At 46.1% G+C, this 16,143-nt stretch carries 15 protein-coding genes; 7 read left to right on the top strand and 8 right to left on the bottom strand.

All coding sequences use genetic code 11. The features are described from left to right. Positions 1 to 364 precede the first annotated feature (364 nt). Positions 365 to 562 carry a hypothetical protein gene (locus GJR95_RS40135; protein ID WP_162391230.1) on the top strand — a complete coding sequence of 66 codons (198 nt, stop codon included), beginning with the start codon at positions 365 to 367 and terminating at the stop codon, positions 560 to 562. Continuing rightward, positions 555 to 800 (top strand): PIN domain-containing protein, encoded by a 246-nt coding sequence (locus GJR95_RS40130; protein ID WP_162391229.1) that lies wholly within the window; start codon positions 555 to 557, stop codon positions 798 to 800. Before GJR95_RS40135 ends, GJR95_RS40130 begins: the two co-directional genes overlap by 8 nt. Positions 801 to 1,103: 303 nt before the next feature. Here GJR95_RS40130 and GJR95_RS40125 read toward each other — a convergent pair whose 3' ends face one another. The 3 genes from GJR95_RS40125 to namA form a co-directional block, all read right to left on the bottom strand. Beyond that, positions 1,104 to 1,823 carry a Bax inhibitor-1/YccA family protein gene (locus tag GJR95_RS40125; protein ID WP_162391228.1) on the bottom strand — a complete coding sequence of 240 codons (720 nt, stop codon included), beginning with the start codon at positions 1,821 to 1,823 and terminating at the stop codon, positions 1,104 to 1,106. Between the two features lie 216 nt (positions 1,824 to 2,039). After that, positions 2,040 to 2,897, bottom strand: a complete 858-nt coding sequence (gene ypfJ / locus GJR95_RS40120; RefSeq protein WP_162391227.1) for a KPN_02809 family neutral zinc metallopeptidase — start codon at positions 2,895 to 2,897, stop codon at positions 2,040 to 2,042. A gap of 108 nt (positions 2,898 to 3,005) precedes the next feature. Beyond that, entirely contained in the window at positions 3,006 to 4,076 is a 1,071-nt protein-coding gene (gene namA / locus GJR95_RS40115; protein ID WP_162391226.1) for an NADPH dehydrogenase NamA, read from the bottom strand. 306 nt (positions 4,077 to 4,382) lie between these two features. Between namA and GJR95_RS40110 the strand changes: the two genes are divergently transcribed. Together GJR95_RS40110 and GJR95_RS40105 are read left to right on the top strand one after the other, a co-directional pair. Then, complete coding sequence (locus GJR95_RS40110; protein WP_162391225.1) at positions 4,383 to 4,640, top strand: DUF6582 domain-containing protein; 258 nt, start codon at positions 4,383 to 4,385, stop codon at positions 4,638 to 4,640. Positions 4,641 to 4,785: 145 nt separating this feature from the next. Continuing rightward, on the top strand, positions 4,786 to 5,694 hold the full coding sequence (locus GJR95_RS40105) for a cation diffusion facilitator family transporter (protein WP_162391224.1): 909 nt from the start codon (positions 4,786 to 4,788) through the stop codon (positions 5,692 to 5,694). Between the two features lie 91 nt (positions 5,695 to 5,785). Here GJR95_RS40105 and GJR95_RS40100 read toward each other — a convergent pair whose 3' ends face one another. The 3 genes from GJR95_RS40100 to GJR95_RS40090 form a co-directional block, all read right to left on the bottom strand. Further along, positions 5,786 to 6,793 (bottom strand): alpha/beta fold hydrolase, encoded by a 1,008-nt coding sequence (locus tag GJR95_RS40100; RefSeq protein WP_162391223.1) that lies wholly within the window; start codon positions 6,791 to 6,793, stop codon positions 5,786 to 5,788. Between the two features lie 183 nt (positions 6,794 to 6,976). Further along, entirely contained in the window at positions 6,977 to 9,745 is a 2,769-nt protein-coding gene (locus GJR95_RS40095) for an outer membrane beta-barrel protein (protein ID WP_162391222.1), read from the bottom strand. Between the two features lie 34 nt (positions 9,746 to 9,779). After that, positions 9,780 to 10,589 (bottom strand): GLPGLI family protein, encoded by an 810-nt coding sequence (locus GJR95_RS40090; RefSeq protein WP_162391221.1) that lies wholly within the window; start codon positions 10,587 to 10,589, stop codon positions 9,780 to 9,782. A 124-nt stretch (positions 10,590 to 10,713) separates the two neighbouring features. Between GJR95_RS40090 and GJR95_RS40085 the strand changes: the two genes are divergently transcribed. Beyond that, positions 10,714 to 12,210, top strand: a complete 1,497-nt coding sequence (locus tag GJR95_RS40085; protein ID WP_162391220.1) for a sensor histidine kinase — start codon at positions 10,714 to 10,716, stop codon at positions 12,208 to 12,210. Positions 12,211 to 12,287: 77 nt separating this feature from the next. Next, positions 12,288 to 12,974, top strand: coding sequence for a response regulator transcription factor (locus GJR95_RS40080; protein ID WP_162391219.1), 687 nt, complete (start codon positions 12,288 to 12,290; stop codon positions 12,972 to 12,974). Between the two features lie 804 nt (positions 12,975 to 13,778). On the opposite strand, the gene GJR95_RS40075 is transcribed toward GJR95_RS40080, so the two are convergent. Both GJR95_RS40075 and GJR95_RS40070 read right to left on the bottom strand, forming a co-directional pair. Continuing rightward, positions 13,779 to 13,973 (bottom strand): hypothetical protein, encoded by a 195-nt coding sequence (locus GJR95_RS40075; protein WP_162391218.1) that lies wholly within the window; start codon positions 13,971 to 13,973, stop codon positions 13,779 to 13,781. A 354-nt stretch (positions 13,974 to 14,327) separates the two neighbouring features. Next, entirely contained in the window at positions 14,328 to 14,567 is a 240-nt protein-coding gene (locus tag GJR95_RS40070; protein WP_162391217.1) for a hypothetical protein, read from the bottom strand. Between the two features lie 773 nt (positions 14,568 to 15,340). Here GJR95_RS40070 and GJR95_RS40065 point away from each other — a divergent pair. Next, on the top strand, positions 15,341 to 16,021 hold the full coding sequence (locus GJR95_RS40065) for a ligand-binding sensor domain-containing protein (protein WP_162391216.1): 681 nt from the start codon (positions 15,341 to 15,343) through the stop codon (positions 16,019 to 16,021). Positions 16,022 to 16,143: the final 122 nt, after the last annotated feature.

Genomic DNA, 16,143 nt, shown 5'->3' with positions numbered 1-16,143 from the left:
ATCGGTTGTGCTGATGGAATTGAATCACGATGGCGAGATCGCCTTCACCAATCTAGACGCGGAAATAGAGTTATAAGTGCAGGTTTCATTGTCCAGGGCAAACCGCCCGGCTGCTCAGAGGTAGCCGGGCGGTTTTGTTATACTTATACATAAAGCACATGATTATGAGAAGAAAGCGACTTCATCCTATAACCTATCATGTGAAAATTATATTGAAAAAGCATTTTTTAACCATTGTAGCTTAAAAAATATGCCGAACTCCGATTGAGTTATTACATTTATTTTTTAGTCGGCTCATTTGGATTTGCTTGGTTTCGAATCTTACATAACTCAAGTCCGTTATATTCATGAAAAGTTAAGCATTATGGTCACTGAAAAATTAAGCCCACTTCAATTAGAACTGCTGAAGGTCTATTCGTTCCAGCCTTCCGACGAAGATTTGCAGGCTATAAAAAAAATATTGGCTGAGTATTTTTCTAATAAACAAGTAGGTAACCTGGCTAAAGCCGAGGAAGAAAAAGGCATTTCACAGGATGATTTAGATCGTTGGCTAAATGAATAGACTACGTCTCGTTCTGGATACCAATGTTTTCTTAGTTTCACTTGCTCCGCAATACAAATACCACTGGATTTACGAATGCATTCTAAAGAATAAGTTTGATTTATGCCTGTCAACCGAAATTCTGTTGGAATATGAAGAGGTTATTCAGCAGCGCTACGGCTTAAACGTTACTGACGCCAAACTAAGCTACTTGCTTTTGCTGCCTAATGTTCATGTTGTTGAGCCGTTGTATCGATAGAATCTCATTGAGGGCGATAAGGATGACAATAAATTTGTAGACTGTTTTGTGGCTGCCAATGCAGACTATATTGTTGGGAATGATCGTCACTTCAACGGATTAAACGACATTGATTTCCCTCCCATACGAGTTTTAAGGTACGAAGAGTTTGAATCAGTTTACAAGATTATCTTGCTGGCTTCATAGGCTACCTATGAAGCCAGCAACAAAAAACGGACTAAAGTAAACCTTTCTGGCATTGTGAAATAAAACAAAAAAAGCACCCCGCGATGGAGTGCTTTTCTGCTTTAAAACAATATTAACTTACCGTCGGCGTCCGAACAGGCGTAACATGTAAAGAAACATATTGATAAAATCCAGGTAGAGACGCAGCGCCCCCATGATGGCTTCTTTTCGATCTTCATCGGTGCCCGCATTACCAACGATGTTCATTTCTTTGATCTTCTGCGTGTCATATGCGGTCAGTCCGACAAAGATCAGAACACCAGCGTACGTTGCAATCCAGTAGAGCGTCTCGTTCTGCCAGAACAGATTCACAACCGAAGCAATGATCAAACCGATTAGGGCCATCATTAGAAAACCTCCCCAGGATGTCAGATCGCGTTTGGTGAAATAACCGTAAGCACTCATTGCCCCAAATGTTCCGGCCGTTACGAAGAAGGTAGATGCAATCGAACCACCCGTATAAAGCAGAAAGATACACGACAGCGTTAAACCGTTCATAACGGCATAACCCAGAAACATAGCCATCGCCATTTGGGCAGAAACGCGCTGCACAGCCGCCGAAAGATACATAACCAGCAGCACCTCACCGATCAGCAACCCGTAGAAAACCAGTCGGTTACCAAAAATCAATTCAAGAACGGCGGGCGAACTAGCTACCCAAATCGAAATGGTTGCGGTAACGAGTAACGCTACAGTCATCCAGCCGTAGACCTGGGTCATGAAGGCAGCCTGCTCCTGTTTAATCTGCTCGGCCGTTAGTGAAGGGTGGTGCTGTTCAGGATAGGATTGAGACTCCATAGTGAATTTATTCGTTTAGGCCAGAAAGTAAATTAATCGTCACGATATAAGCAAGTTGCCAGCTTACTGAGACTTGAAACTAGAAGTAATCCTGGCTTTCCTGAACGCTTTGAACTCCAGGGTAATTGTCAGCGACCAATACAAAAAAAGCCGGAACTTCAGTAGCTCCGGCTTGCACAAAATTATCTTTTAATAGCCTAAATAACAGGCTTAAATTTACTGTAAATTAGCGTCTTCACGGCTGTTGAAGGTATCGCCCTGGTTAATATCACCCGTCTTCAACCCTTTTTTAAACCAGTATACACGCTGCGCAGAACTGCCATGTGTAAAGGCATCAGGAACTACGCGCCCCTGCGTTTGCTCCTGAATGCGGTCGTCGCCAATGGCGTTGGCAGCGGTAAGGGCTTCTTCAACATCACCCGGCTCAAAATCAAAGCTCTTTCCCTGCGCATGATGTGCCCACACACCCGCAAAGAAATCAGCCTGTAGCTCAAGCCGAACGGATACTTTGTTGTACTCCCGTTCGCTTAATCGCTCACGAAGCGCGTCGACTTTATCCATAATACCCAACTGTTTTTGCACATGGTGACCGACTTCATGGGCCACAACATAAGCCATTGCAAAATCGCCGGGAGCGCCAAAGCGCTTACTGAGTTCATCGTAAAATGACAGGTCGATGTAAAGCTTCTGGTCACCAGGGCAGTAAAATGGTCCAGATGATTCCGAGGCCGTACCACAACCCGACTGGGTCATTTGCCGGAACATAACCAGCGTTGGTTTTCGATACTGTGCCCCTTGATCGGCAAACAATTTCGTCCAGATATCTTCCGTACTACCCAGTACTTTCCGCGTAAAACTGGCTGCATCGTCGTCGGGCTGCGGACCAGATGGAGCCTGAGCTGCTTGCTGACTGGGCGAACTTTGATTCAGGATTTCCGACGGATCTCCACCAAGGAGCATGACAATAACGGCAATAACAACGGTGCCGATACCACCGCCCACCAGCAATCCGCCACCACCTCCTCCGCGTCGATCTTCGACGTTATCACTTTCTCTTTGTCCTAACCAACGCATGGCTGATAATTAATTTTAAGTAAAAAAACGGCTACGATGTTTATATAACTCCAAAGTAAGCAAATTGGCTTATGCCCATCCTAATTTTACTTATGCACCGTTACTTTATTACTTTGGCTTTGCCCGCTCATACTGCGACGGCCAGACAACATCATCACCTAATGCATGGGCAGCATGCAGTGGAAAATACGGATCACGGAGGAATTCGCGGGCTAAAAGAACAAAATCGGCCTGCCCATTGGCAAGAATAGCCTCGGCCTGCTCAACATGCGTAATAAGGCCAACCGCAGCGGTCATAATACCAGCTTCCTGCTTCACCCGTTCGGCAAATTCTACCTGGTAACCAGGGCCTACCGGAATTTTCGCATGGGCTACATTCCCTCCGCTTGAACAGTCGATAACATCCACCCCTTTGGTTTTCAGGACAGATGCCAGGGCTACCGAGTCATCGGCGGTCCAGCCGCCTTCGGTCCATTCCGTTGCCGATATGCGAACGAAAAGCGGATATTCTTCTGGCCAGACAGCTTGAACCTGTTCAATTACCTGTAGCAATAAGCGAATTCGGTTGTCGAACGAACCACCGTATTCATCCGTTCGCTGATTACTCAAGGGCGACAAGAATTCGTGGAGCAGATAACCATGAGCCGCGTGAATTTCGGCAACCTGAAAGCCAGCTTCCACGGCACGGCGAGCAGCGTCCTGAAAGTCAATCAGCACATTCTCAATACCTGCTTTTGTTAAGGCCAACGGTCTTGGTTCGGCTTCTGTGAAGGGAATAGAGCTCGGTGCAACGGTTTCCCAACCTCGCTCTTCAGTGGGCGGAATGGCTTTCCCTCCATCCCACGGTCGATGGTGGCTTGCCTTGCGTCCGGCATGAGCCAGCTGAATTCCGGCAATGGAGCCATGCTGGTTAATGAACTGCGTTATTCGTTTCAGTCCTTCAATATGGTCGTCTTTCCAGATACCCAGATCGTGTGGCGAAATACGACCTTCGGGCGATACAGCCGTCGCTTCCGTAAAAATTAACGCAGCACCTCCTACAGCACGACTTCCCAGATGGACCAGATGCCAGTCGTTGGCAAAGCCGTTTTCACTGGAATACTGACACATTGGCGAAACAACAATTCGATTTTTGAGCTGGATACTTCGGATGGTGATCGGAGAAAAAAGAGCAGACATAGAGAGTAATGTAAAGTAAAGCAGGGTATTCGTTCTGCCCGCTTCATGGGCAGAAAACGCCTGTCTGTTTAAGCAACACGTAGCGAAGGGCCGTGGTTTTCAAGATTGCTATTATTCGTCGATTCACATCGCTTATTGCCAGAGGTAACTTTGTCAACTTATTGAGCTAAATGCGAACATTTGCTAGCTGAGTGTGTTGATTTTATAGAACAGACGTTCAGTATTAAGTCCTAGCACCGATCTAACATTTCAACCTGTAGCAAGGCTCAGTACTGAACACCTGGAAAATATAAACGCTCAACGATCATGACAAACGACCCGAAAATTGATCGGCGCGACGATGTAAAGCCGACCGAAGGTGAGCACAAATACGGAGACGTAGAATTTGCTGACCGTACCAACAAGAAGTATCCAATTGATACACCCGAGCATGTCCGTGCGGCATGGAGTTACATTAATCACGAGGATAATGCGGCAAAATACGATGCCGACGAAGTGGATGTGATTAAGGACCGGATTAAAAAAGCAGCAAAAAAACAGCACGTAACCATTGAGGACGAATAAACTAAGTCAAATGTCCTACCAGAAAACCCGTCAAATTCACCTAATTTGACGGGTTTTCTATTTGTAGCTGCCAACCACAACTAACCGTTCCTCAGCAAAGTCTGTTTACAGGCCGTTCACCTTCCACCAATTCTACACATCATCTATGCCAGCGTCCAAAACTCCGATTTACAGTGCTTTAGCCGCCAATCTGGCAATTGCCATTACCAAATTTATCGCGGCTGGCGTTACGGGCAGCTCGGCCATGGTTTCTGAAGGAATCCACTCATTAGTCGATACGCTGAATGAAATTCTATTATTACTGGGGATTGCCCGCAGTAAAAAACCAGCCGACGATAAAAGACCTTTCGGCTACGGCAAAGAACAATATTTCTGGGCATTCATTGTCTCGATTTTGATTTTTGGTGTAGGTGGTGGTGTTTCTTTTTATGAAGGCATTACCCATTTACAACATCCCGAACCAATCCAAAAACCGTTCTGGAATTACATTGTTCTGGGCGTGGCCTTCTGTTTCGACGGACTTTCCTTTATCACCGCCCTCAGGGAATTTAACCGCCAGCGTGGCGATAAGCCATTCTGGTCGGCCGTTAAAGGCAGCAAAGATCCGTCTACATTCGTGGTTCTTTTTGAGGATGCTTCCGATCTGCTCGGCTTGATCGTAGCATTTCTGGGCGTCTTTCTGGGTCATCAGTTCAATAATCCGTACTTCGATGGGGGTGCCTCCATCATCATCGGCCTGATTTTGACCGGGGTTTCGATCGTGCTGGCCCGCGAAAGCCGGAGCCTGCTCATGGGCGAGAGTGTCGAGCCAGCAACCTTAAACCAGATCATAGCCCTAACCGAACGTGATAATGCCGTGACGAGCGTTATTCAGTCGCCCTCCATGTATTTCAGTCCCGATGAAGTGCTGGTGTTACTTGTCATCGATTTTCAGGATGCCTTATCGACCTCCGAGATCAATCAGGCGATCAATCGAATACGAACAACGGTTCAGCAACAGTTTCCAATTGTTAAACAGGTATTTATTGAACCAGGTATTCCAACAATTCAGTAAATGATTCCTTTGTAGGATTTTCATTAAGAAGCCGCAGCGTGCCACGGTTTTGAACCGTGGCACGCTGCGGCTTCTTAATGAAAATCCTATTTTACTTACTTTCCCAGAACTGCCTGACTGACTTCTTGATCGTTTCTTCCTCGCAGGAGGTGGCCAGATGGCCGCAGTCGCTGGTAAGCTCGACAAAGGGCACTTGCAGAAATTTAGCCAGTTCGGTAGCCATACCGGGCGTTACCATATGATCCTGTTTGGCCACGACAATCAGTAGTTTTGCCTTGATCGCCGACTTGAGTTCAGCCATTGACCGGCCCCGGTAGATATCATGACCAATCATGGCTCTCAGTTGTGACGCCCAATTGTACGGGTTTGTATTTACGTAGCCATTCTCTTTTTTCTGCACAAAATCTGGTTCTTCTTCTGCCTTTAGGTGGCTCATAAAGTAGCTGGGCGTCGTTAAATTCAACTCATGAAGATCACCAACGGTCTTCATGGCTTCAGGCGCGAAATTGCCGCGCTCCAGAATCGTCAATTGTGTTCCCCAGAACAGCCTGTCATAACTGCTCTGTTTCGGGGCTCCCACAATGGGAACGACTTTATCCATAAAATCAGGATACGAAACCAGCCACTCGAACGATTGCATCCCACCCATCGAAATGCCCATGACAGCATACAGATGAGTCAGGCCGAGCGACTTCGTAACCAGCTCATACTCTGAGCGAACCATATCCCGGATCGTGAATTGCGGAAACTGCGCTCCTGCCTGAGCCGTGCTATTCGATGGCGACGAAGATACACCATTACCCAGCGCATCGACCACAATCGTAAAATAGCTGGTGCTATCGGCAATACCGCCCGGATTAGCCACAAACGCTTTCCCCTGCGACGTGCCACCAAACCAGGTAGGCACCAGAATAGCGTTCGATTTAGCTGCGTTCAGTCGGCCGAAGGTTCGGTAACCAAGCTGGCAATTTTGAATAACCTGACCGTTTTCGAGCGAAAAATTACCAAGCTCAGCAAAGCGTTGCTGAGCAATGCCCTGATAAAACGGCAACAAAAAGAAGAGTATAAGAACGACTTTCGTCTGTGAATTCCGGCACATAATAAGCTATTTTCTCTGACGAAAGAAAACACCCAGCCCTTCTTACTTTCTACTTATGCTTTTCCTGGAGTTATTTTCTCTGAGACATACAGAACCCAGGGCTTTACTGGTTCAAGGCTCTGGGTTCTGTACGCCATGATTACAAACCTATAAGGTTTCAAAAACCTTATAGGTTTAATATTCTCATACCCCAAACTTTCGCAGATTATACACGAAACTTACCAGCACATACTGGCGAAGCACCCGACTCTGAACGTCTTCCAGATAGGTATCGGTTGTGTTGCGAACCAGGCTCCGGTTCTGATTGAGCAGATCAAACGCCTGTATGCGAACCTCGCCCGTATTTCCTTTGAAAAACTGCTTTGCCAAGGTCACGTTCCAGAGCGCAAACTGCTGGTTATAACCCACCGACTGGCCCGATGTTGCCGTATAAGTCAGATCGCTCGTGAGCACGAAGCGAAACGGCAGCTGCCAGTGAATATCGGCGGTGGCATAGTTGATCCAGTAAGATGTATTTTGACGGGGAAGCAGTGAATAAGTTGCCGTCTGGTAAGTCAGATTACCGCTCAGCCCATACTCAAGTTTGCCGTTGAAATTCGACTGCAACCGAAGCCCCTGTCCAATGCTTCGGTTATGCGACACATTGCTCTGCTCATTGACAAAGCTTACTGCCCGCGAAAAACCGGCATTCGTTGTCAGCGTCATGCTCATTTTCAGGGGTTTAAGTTTCCGGCTTAGCGATAGAACCCCATTCGCCGACCAGTAACCACCAGCATTAACGGGCCGGGTAATCTGCACACCCGCACTGCTTATGTTTGTGGTGGTGGCAATCCGATTGTTGCTCTGATTTAGACTGGCGAACAGAAACAAGCTTTTACTTCCCTGCGAACGTGAGCTGTTAAAGGTCAGCGTAACATTATTATAATACTCCGGTCGCAGTGTCGGGTTTCCCATTCGAACGTTCAACGGATTGGTGTTATCGATTACGGGCTGCAACTGCGTGATGGATGGCGCCGTTAATCGGGTCCGGTATTGAAGGCGCAGATTACGATTTCCTGAAAACGTGTAGGAAAACAGGGCACTGGGTAAAACGTTCAGGTATCGACGGCTTAGGCTGGTATCGACCGAGCGGTTTTCAACACGGAGTTCGGCCTGCTGCACATCGAAACCCAGCGCATAGGTATAGCGCAGTCGGCGCGTTTGCAGGGTCGCACCCGCCTGATGAGTGGCAAACACACTGCCGAAGCGATTGCTTAACCCCGAATTAGGGCGATCATACAGTCCGGATGCTTCATTGAAGTCGGCGACATCCCGTTCAGCACGGTTTCGGCTGTTGGCATAGGCATACCTAAATTCAAGCTTTCGGGTCAGTGATAATGGCTCCGTATACGATACAGTCAGCGTGTTCAGAAGCGCGTAAGTCCCTTGATTATTGCGCTGATCAAGCCGGATTTCATTCGGATTAGCCCCCGTAGAATCATACAGGCTATTGACCGATTGATTCAGTGCGTTTGTACTACCGTTGTTTAAAACCGTATTCAGGTTGGCCGAAAGCGACCGGCCTTCGCGCCGGAACTTACGCATTAGCAGGAGGTTATTGTATACAGTTTGTCCATTTCCGGTGGAGCCATACTTTGTTTCTCCCGTGTTCAGCAATTGCGGATTACGGCCAGAAATGCCGGGCAAAACGGAACGACTGGCCAGCTCACTGGTATATCCCGTAGTTTGCCACGAAAGGTTGGGCGTCAGACGAAGGCTCGTCAATGAATCGAGTTGCCAATCGAGACGACCATTGAAACGATGCGTTGTGACACGATTTTGCGAATAATTGTGCTGGTCGGTCAGAAACGATTGCTCGGGTAAAATACTCTGGCGGTGGCTTTGCTGGTCAGTTGTCGTGATGGCCTGATTCATAAAGTAGCTGGTGGCTACTTCGGCCCGACTGCCCCATTTGTCGCGGTAATTCAGACCAGCGGCTTTTGTTTCAATGATGTTGGTCGGTGTTTGATTAACACCCGGTGAAATTCCACCAGGTCCACCAACAATAACAGGGCCACTAGCCGCACCATCGCCCAGGGTAAAATTCTGTTGGTTCAGGTTGTTACCCTGCCCGATAAGGGAAAGCTGACGCCCATTGTTAAACCGATTGAGACTCAATCGTCCCTGATACCGCGCCGGACCACCATCCCGGTCAACACCCGCGCCTACCGAATTCTGGCCAAAATAACCCTTTCGCTTGTCACGTTTGATGGTCAGATTGATCGTCCGCTCCCGATTGCCATCGTCAATGCCCGAAAATTGGGATTGATCCGAAGACTGATCATATAACTGCACTTTATCCACAATGTCGGCAGGCAGATTGCGCGTCGCCATTTTGGGATCATTCCCGAAAAATGGTTTTCCATCGACCAGTACCCGATTCACGGTTTGCCCCTGCGCCCGAATGGTTCCATCGCGGCTTACTTCCACGCCGGGAAGTTTCCGAAGTAATTCTTCGACCTGTGCATTCGGCTGCGTCTTAAACGAACCCGCATTGAACTGCAACGTATCGCCCTTAACCTCAACGGGGGTTCGCTCCTGTTTGACGACCACCTCGCCCAGCGTACTCGACTGTTCGACCATAAGCAGCGTTCCCAGATCAGCAATCGGAGTCTCGCGATTTACGCTGCTGCTGCGCGATGCGTTCCGATAACCCAGAAATGTGATCAATACCCGATAATTTCCGGCCGCTATATTTCGAAAACGAAAGCGTCCATCGCCGTCTGTAATCGTAGCCATCACATAAGCCGAATCGCGGGCGGTCAATAATGAGACCGATGCCGACCGTAAAGGCTTTCCGCTTATTGAATCAGTTACTGCACCCTGAATTTGTAACGCTCCGGCGCTTTTTTGGGCAAACACGCCCTCGATCGCGCCCAGTAGAAGCACGACAACAAATAAAAAGGATTTCATGGATAGCGTGTGTGTGCCGTTGAAGTCAGGAGACTTAATTCCGTTCGCCCGTCATTAGTTGCTGGCGAAAATCAGCCGTTGCCTTCTGGCGAAGGTCGGCCAATTGGGCCGCGGTTACGGTTTCGGCGGTTGTTATCGGCTGCACTTCTTTCGCATCAACAGCAGACGCACTGACTTTTGTAGCCCTAAATTGTTCGCGGCTGCTTTCGATGAGCAATACTGTACCTGCTTCGGGCGTCAGTTCCTGAATTGGCGAGTACGTAAAAGGTAATTCGGTCGTGAACCAGACCGTATAGGTTTCCTTACGAAACGGTACCGTAGCTTTTCGGCAGGCAAAACCCGCTATTTTCTTCGTTTGATCGGTTAGCTGCCAGTCACTTGCCCGTTGCAAAGGCATTTCGGCGCGATAGGATTTCGCGTCTTTGTCTTTGCCAATTGTCAGCATTGTAATGGTTTTCTGTCCATTCAGATCTAAAAATACCTGCTCCTCAAACGGACGTCCCAGGTTTGTTGTCTGGGGTGCACCTCCACCACCCCCAAAGCCTACCATTGTCCGCACAACCATGCCCTCTTCGTCGCGGTTTATTTTGGCAAAATTTCCCGAAACCAGTAATTTCTGACTGAACGTACGAGTGTCAGGAACATCGGCAGGAAAATTAGGATCACCCGGTTTAACCTGCTCACCGTTTATTATAATTCGCGTACTGTTAAGATCAACCTTACGAACAACTTCATACGTAATCTGCCCTGACCATTGATTCGCAGTTGCGGTTTGGGCTAAAGCAGGACGCGACATTGTTGCTAGTAGAGACAGGATAATGGCTAAAATAGAATGCGTTTTCATACGTAATCGCTTGGTTTGATTTGACGGATCAAAGTTCAGGCGTTGCTTTGTAATGCACTGCTATATAGTGTTAAACAGTGTTAACACCATTGGCAAAGGCCGCCCGAAGGATGTAGATTTGTCTATGAATCGGCGAATTCGTTCTATTTTCTGGCTAATGACGGCCTGCATTGTGGGCATCAATGCATTCCAGGCTTACTGGCTATGGAAAAACTACCAAATTGACCGGCAGCAATTCAGTCAGACGGTTCAGGACGCCTTGTTTCAGGTGCTGGAACAACAGCAGGTTGGTGAAGCCCGACGACTGCTTGGCAAAAAGCTTCAGGGCAGTAAAGCCCTCGCCGATAGCCATAGTTCACGCATCATTATACGCCAGTATGGCTCCGAAAACCAACAGACCCGCGTATTCTTCTACGATCAGCCAGACAGCCTGTCAAAAAAGCCAAAAGCTGGCAAACAACCCGCTAAACGGCTGATCGTTACGTATAATACCAATCAGCAACGACCCGATAACTTACCCCCCTTACCGGCCGATTCAATCGCCCGCCGAATCTCCAGTCTGGTCATGCTCAATTGGGCTGGCGGCAAAAAACTGAACCTGCTTAAACTGAAAAGCGACTACTGCACCGAACTTCTCCGACGCGCGATCGACACTGACTTTCAACTCGATACAATCACCATTCATCCACGTCATGGCACTAGCGATGTGTTGATCTTTAAAAATGATGGGCAGCAATCGGGTCCAGACAATAGGCTTCAAACGTCACCATTGCCGATCAATCCCGTTCAGAATCTCTTCGTACGGGCGTCATTTACGGCACCGAGTTTTTACCTTCTGCGCCGAATGGGCTGGCTGTTGGGTGGTTCACTGCTCCTGTTGTTGCTCACAACGGGTTGTTTCCTGTTTATGTTGTCGACGATCATGCGACAAAAAAAGCTGTCGGAAGTAAAAAACGACTTCATCAATAACATGACGCACGAACTGAAAACGCCAATCGCTACCGTAACGGCAGCGATTGAAGCACTCCAGAATTTCGGCGCGCTGAACGATCCACAACGAACACAAACCTATCTGGCTATCTCCCAGACTAACCTTCAACGGCTTTCTGACCTGGTCGAGAAAGTTCTGAATCTGGCCGTCGAAGAAAAACGTGAGCTTACGCTCCGGCCCGAGTTGGTCAACCTGGCCGAATTAGCGCACGATCTGATTACGAACCATCAGCTTCGTGCGCCCAAACCGATTGCATTTATTGCCGATATACCAGCAGAAACATCAGTGCTGGTCGACCGTGTACATTTTGGCAATGCACTCAATAACCTGATCGATAATGCTATAAATTACTCACGCGATCAGGTTCATATCCGGCTGGCGTTTCGTCAGAATAGAGATGGTTGGCAACTGTCGGTTGTCGACGATGGCATTGGCATCTTAAAAACCTACCAGTCGGCTATTTTTGACCGTTTCTTTCGCGTGCCGACCGGCAATTTGCATACTGTCAAAGGATTTGGCCTAGGATTGGCCTATGTTCGACAAGTGGTTGAGCGACACGGAGGTCACATTCAGGTACAAAGCGAACCAGGAAAAGGAAGCGAATTTATTTTACTGTTCACCAATCATTGACTAAGTTTTCAGTACGTAAAGCGGTCTCGTAGCCAATAATGTCCTTCACCATAAACCACAAACTGAAAACGTACTGTATGCCAACCGTTCTATTAATTGAAGATGAGGCCGCTCTTGGCATGATCGTCCGCGATAGTCTCGAAGTACGTGGTTTTACGGTCCGTTATGCTGCCAATGGCGACGAAGGTCTGACGCTATTTCGGCAGGAACGGCCCGATATCATCGTAGCTGATGTTATGATGCCTCAAATGGACGGATTTACCTTGGTTGAACAAATTCGCAAAGTTGACACCGATATACCGGTTTTGTTTCTGACAGCCCGCTCACAGACAGCCGATGTGGTGCGTGGCTTCGAGCTGGGTGGTAACGATTACCTCAAAAAACCATTTAGTCTCGACGAATTGATCGTCCGTATCAATGCGCTACTCCGACGTGCGCTGGCTCCGCAATTGCCCGTTCAGCCGGTATCTGATTTTTTACCGATTGGCCGCTATCAGTTTGACCCGCCCAAGCAAAAATTAGTCTTTGATAGTCACGAAGTTTTGCTTTCGTACCGGGAAGCCGAGCTGCTCCGACGGCTCTATGAGCAGCGAAACCAGGTGTTGGAACGAACTGTCGTTCTGATGGAGATATGGGGCGATGACTCTTTCTTCAATGGTCGTAGCCTGGACGTATTTATTACGCGGCTTAGGCGTCACCTCCGCGAAGACCCTCAGATACAGATTGTCAATATTCGTGGCATTGGCTATAAACTGATCATCTAAGCTCGTTTTAATCTGACACAATTATCTGAAGTTCAAGTAGTTATAAGGGGTTTGGTTTGATCACCAGACTCCAGTACGAGTCTGAGCCTACTAGCACGGTTTGAAGGCACATCCGTGGATAACGGTATCCAATTAAGTTATCATTAAAATGAAACGCTGGCTCAACTTTCAACGTATCTGGTGAGAAGAACATGCTTTTCTTTTATCATCAAACGCGGGTTTTACAATCTCAAAAACATCATCCACTTATCCTGTTTTTGTTCAAGTAGAGTGTGATGAAGAAACGCCGGATCGCATTGAATCCGGCGTTTTTTGTCAAAATTCAGTTAAAGTCTTATTCATTTTTCGGCTTACGCAACCATGTAACCCAACTTCGCGTACTGTAAGATACCATGGCGTGCATATCGCGTCGTTGGGTAAATGTAAGTAGTGGGCAAACGCCGGGCCTATGATGAGCCTGGCGTTTGTTTGGTTAAAGGATTTACGTTAAACCTCAGTTAAAAAGAAGGTTAAAGGCATAACAACCAGCGTTGTTAATGAGTATTATATATGTAGACAATACAGGTAAGATAAAAAACGCCCAGACGCATGAATTGGGCGTTTTTTTTATTGGCTCCGCAACGCAGCGGAGCCAGGCCACGTAATTAATGGGGAATGTAGGTCTTTTTACAGCGGTGGCCTACAATGGTGTGGAAATTGCCAAAACGCCGAACCGGATGCGTTCGGCGTTTTTTGTAGACAATCAACTTACCTCAATACTGGCTATTGTACTAAATTCAGGCAGGTTACTAAAAACTAACCCGCTTAGCTGCCGATGAGTCGGCCAAATGACTCATCACCCATAGTAGCCTGTGCTTTTTTAAGCTTAGTGTTCTGCTGTATAACATCAACGATTAGACGAGCCCGTTCAAGATACTTATCATCGACCTGCCCAGACTCAGCGAGTTCAATGTATCGTCGTGTAATCTCAAAGCGGATATAATCAAGGTGATCTGTCATAACATCTTTACGAATGTATACCAACGTACGTATATAGTCAGAGGTTAGATTACCAGAAAATACTTTTGCCAGAAGTAATTCTATTTTTCTATAGCTAGCTTTCCTGTAATGGGTATCCTTATTGCAGCAGGTTAATTTTAAGCAGGTTTGTATGGGTGTTTTGTGTTGAAAAAGCGAACCTGATTTTATACAAAATAGGTGGATACAAAAAATAAAATTAAAAACGCCGTGGTAGTTACGCTCGGCGTTTTTGTATTGTCATTTCCGAATGGCAAGCAAATTCTAAATTAAACGGCTCGAGATCTTTTTTTACAAAAAACTCATAATCGATTACTTTACTCTAACAAAGACGTCTTATTTTTCTGATTCAAAGATCGCCATTGCTTTATCAATCGTTTCGTCTTCGACTCCGCCAACTATTAATTCATCATCATTAGCTACATTGCTAATCACCGTAACACCTGCCATATCAAGGGTTGGATTGGCCAGGAATAGAGCGGCTCGAAACCGCTCTTCGATTCGGCGATTTAACGCTTCGTTTACGTCTTGCGTAAGTTTGCCAGCCAGTTCAATATCTTTCTCGTTGCCTTCCATTTTAAGCGTTTAATAAATCCGTTAAGTCATTTAAAACATGTACTGGCTATACCGAAATTGATTAATCAATTTCGGTATTAATCTAATCTTCGTAATAATCAATCAATTATGAATAAATACCGTGCACTATAAGCCAGAATCGTATCCCGGTTAATCAATAAAACAATACTATCAGGCACATAATCTGTTCATATTCTGCACATAATGAATATCCATAAATTCTATTCTTAAGTGCAATATAATACTATTTGATAAGGAAACTATGGCTCGTATATGCACGTTTTTTCGAATTTTAATAAATAAGCAATAGGTTAGCTTATTACATAATTCTAAAATCTATTTATGCGTCTTACCTTATCTGAGTCTTGTTATTTCAGCCAGTACAAATACATAAGTTATTCATTATTAAGCTTTTACAATAAAATATTCGACTAATTTTGCATACTATAATTTATTTCAAATGCTTTAATCAAGAGGCCGAAAAGCCTTAAAGTAGCTATATATATAAAATAGAACTAATATTTATACCCAAATGGTATTTATAAGTATACTTATTTACTAGTCTAATGAAACGATACCACAATAATCATATTTTACAATTTAATAATTACAATAAAAAACAGTAATATCAGCCCCAATAGCCGTAGCAAATAAAATAATACATAGGAATAGTTATTGTATATACTAATTCATAAACTATCTTCCCGGTAAATAACGAACGTGCCAGCTTATTTATAACTGGCTTTCTACTAGCTCCTTTCTTGAAAGTACTAATGCAATCGGGTTTGATTTATCATCGGCTATCGGGATTATTTGTACTTCTACTTATTTTAGCTTGTGGAGTGTCTGCCTGGGCGCAGGCTTTAGTAGTGCCACAACCCGAGGCAATAACCTTTCGCCAGGGTTTACCACAGGCTTTTGTTCCATCGATCATACAAGACCACCAGGGATTTATCTGGATGGCTACACGTGATGGATTATGTCGTTACGATGGCAACAACTTTAAAGTATTTCAGCCCCGAGCCGACGGAAAGCCAGGGATTACATCATCCAGTCTTTTCGGATTAAGCCTCGATCCACAAGGTCGTATCTGGATATTCAGCGATCAGAGCGACATTGATATTCTTGATCCTTTACGTGAGAAATTTACGAGCTTTTCGCGGCAACCTGCTTTCAAAAAGATGTTTGGTCGTGATATTATCGATGCGCATTATATAGACAGGCAAGGACGTTTGTGGCTTAGTTTTCTTTCAAATAAGGTCGTGTGTATCGATCCAGCCACGAATCAATACAGGCATTACAAACGTCCTGGCAATTTACCAACATTCAGCGCCTTTCTGCAAGATAAACAAGGCACAATATGGATGTCCAACAGATCAGGTTTATACCGACTTGACCAGCGTATAGATCGTTTCGTTCCCTATACACTGCCCGACAATGATGTCATAGTATAGTGCTCCCTATATTTAGGACCAGTTTTTGCTTTTTTTAATTGAGGTTTTCCGATTCTACGTCGACTTGCAAAGGAGTACAGTACACCTCAGCAGGTGTTTTTCTAGCCAGACCTTGATGGCAT

Source organism: Spirosoma endbachense, assembly GCF_010233585.1.
GTDB lineage: Bacteria > Bacteroidota > Bacteroidia > Cytophagales > Spirosomataceae > Spirosoma > Spirosoma endbachense.
Note: the sequence above shows the minus strand (reverse complement) of the source record. Positions and strands in the feature narration are given on the sequence as shown.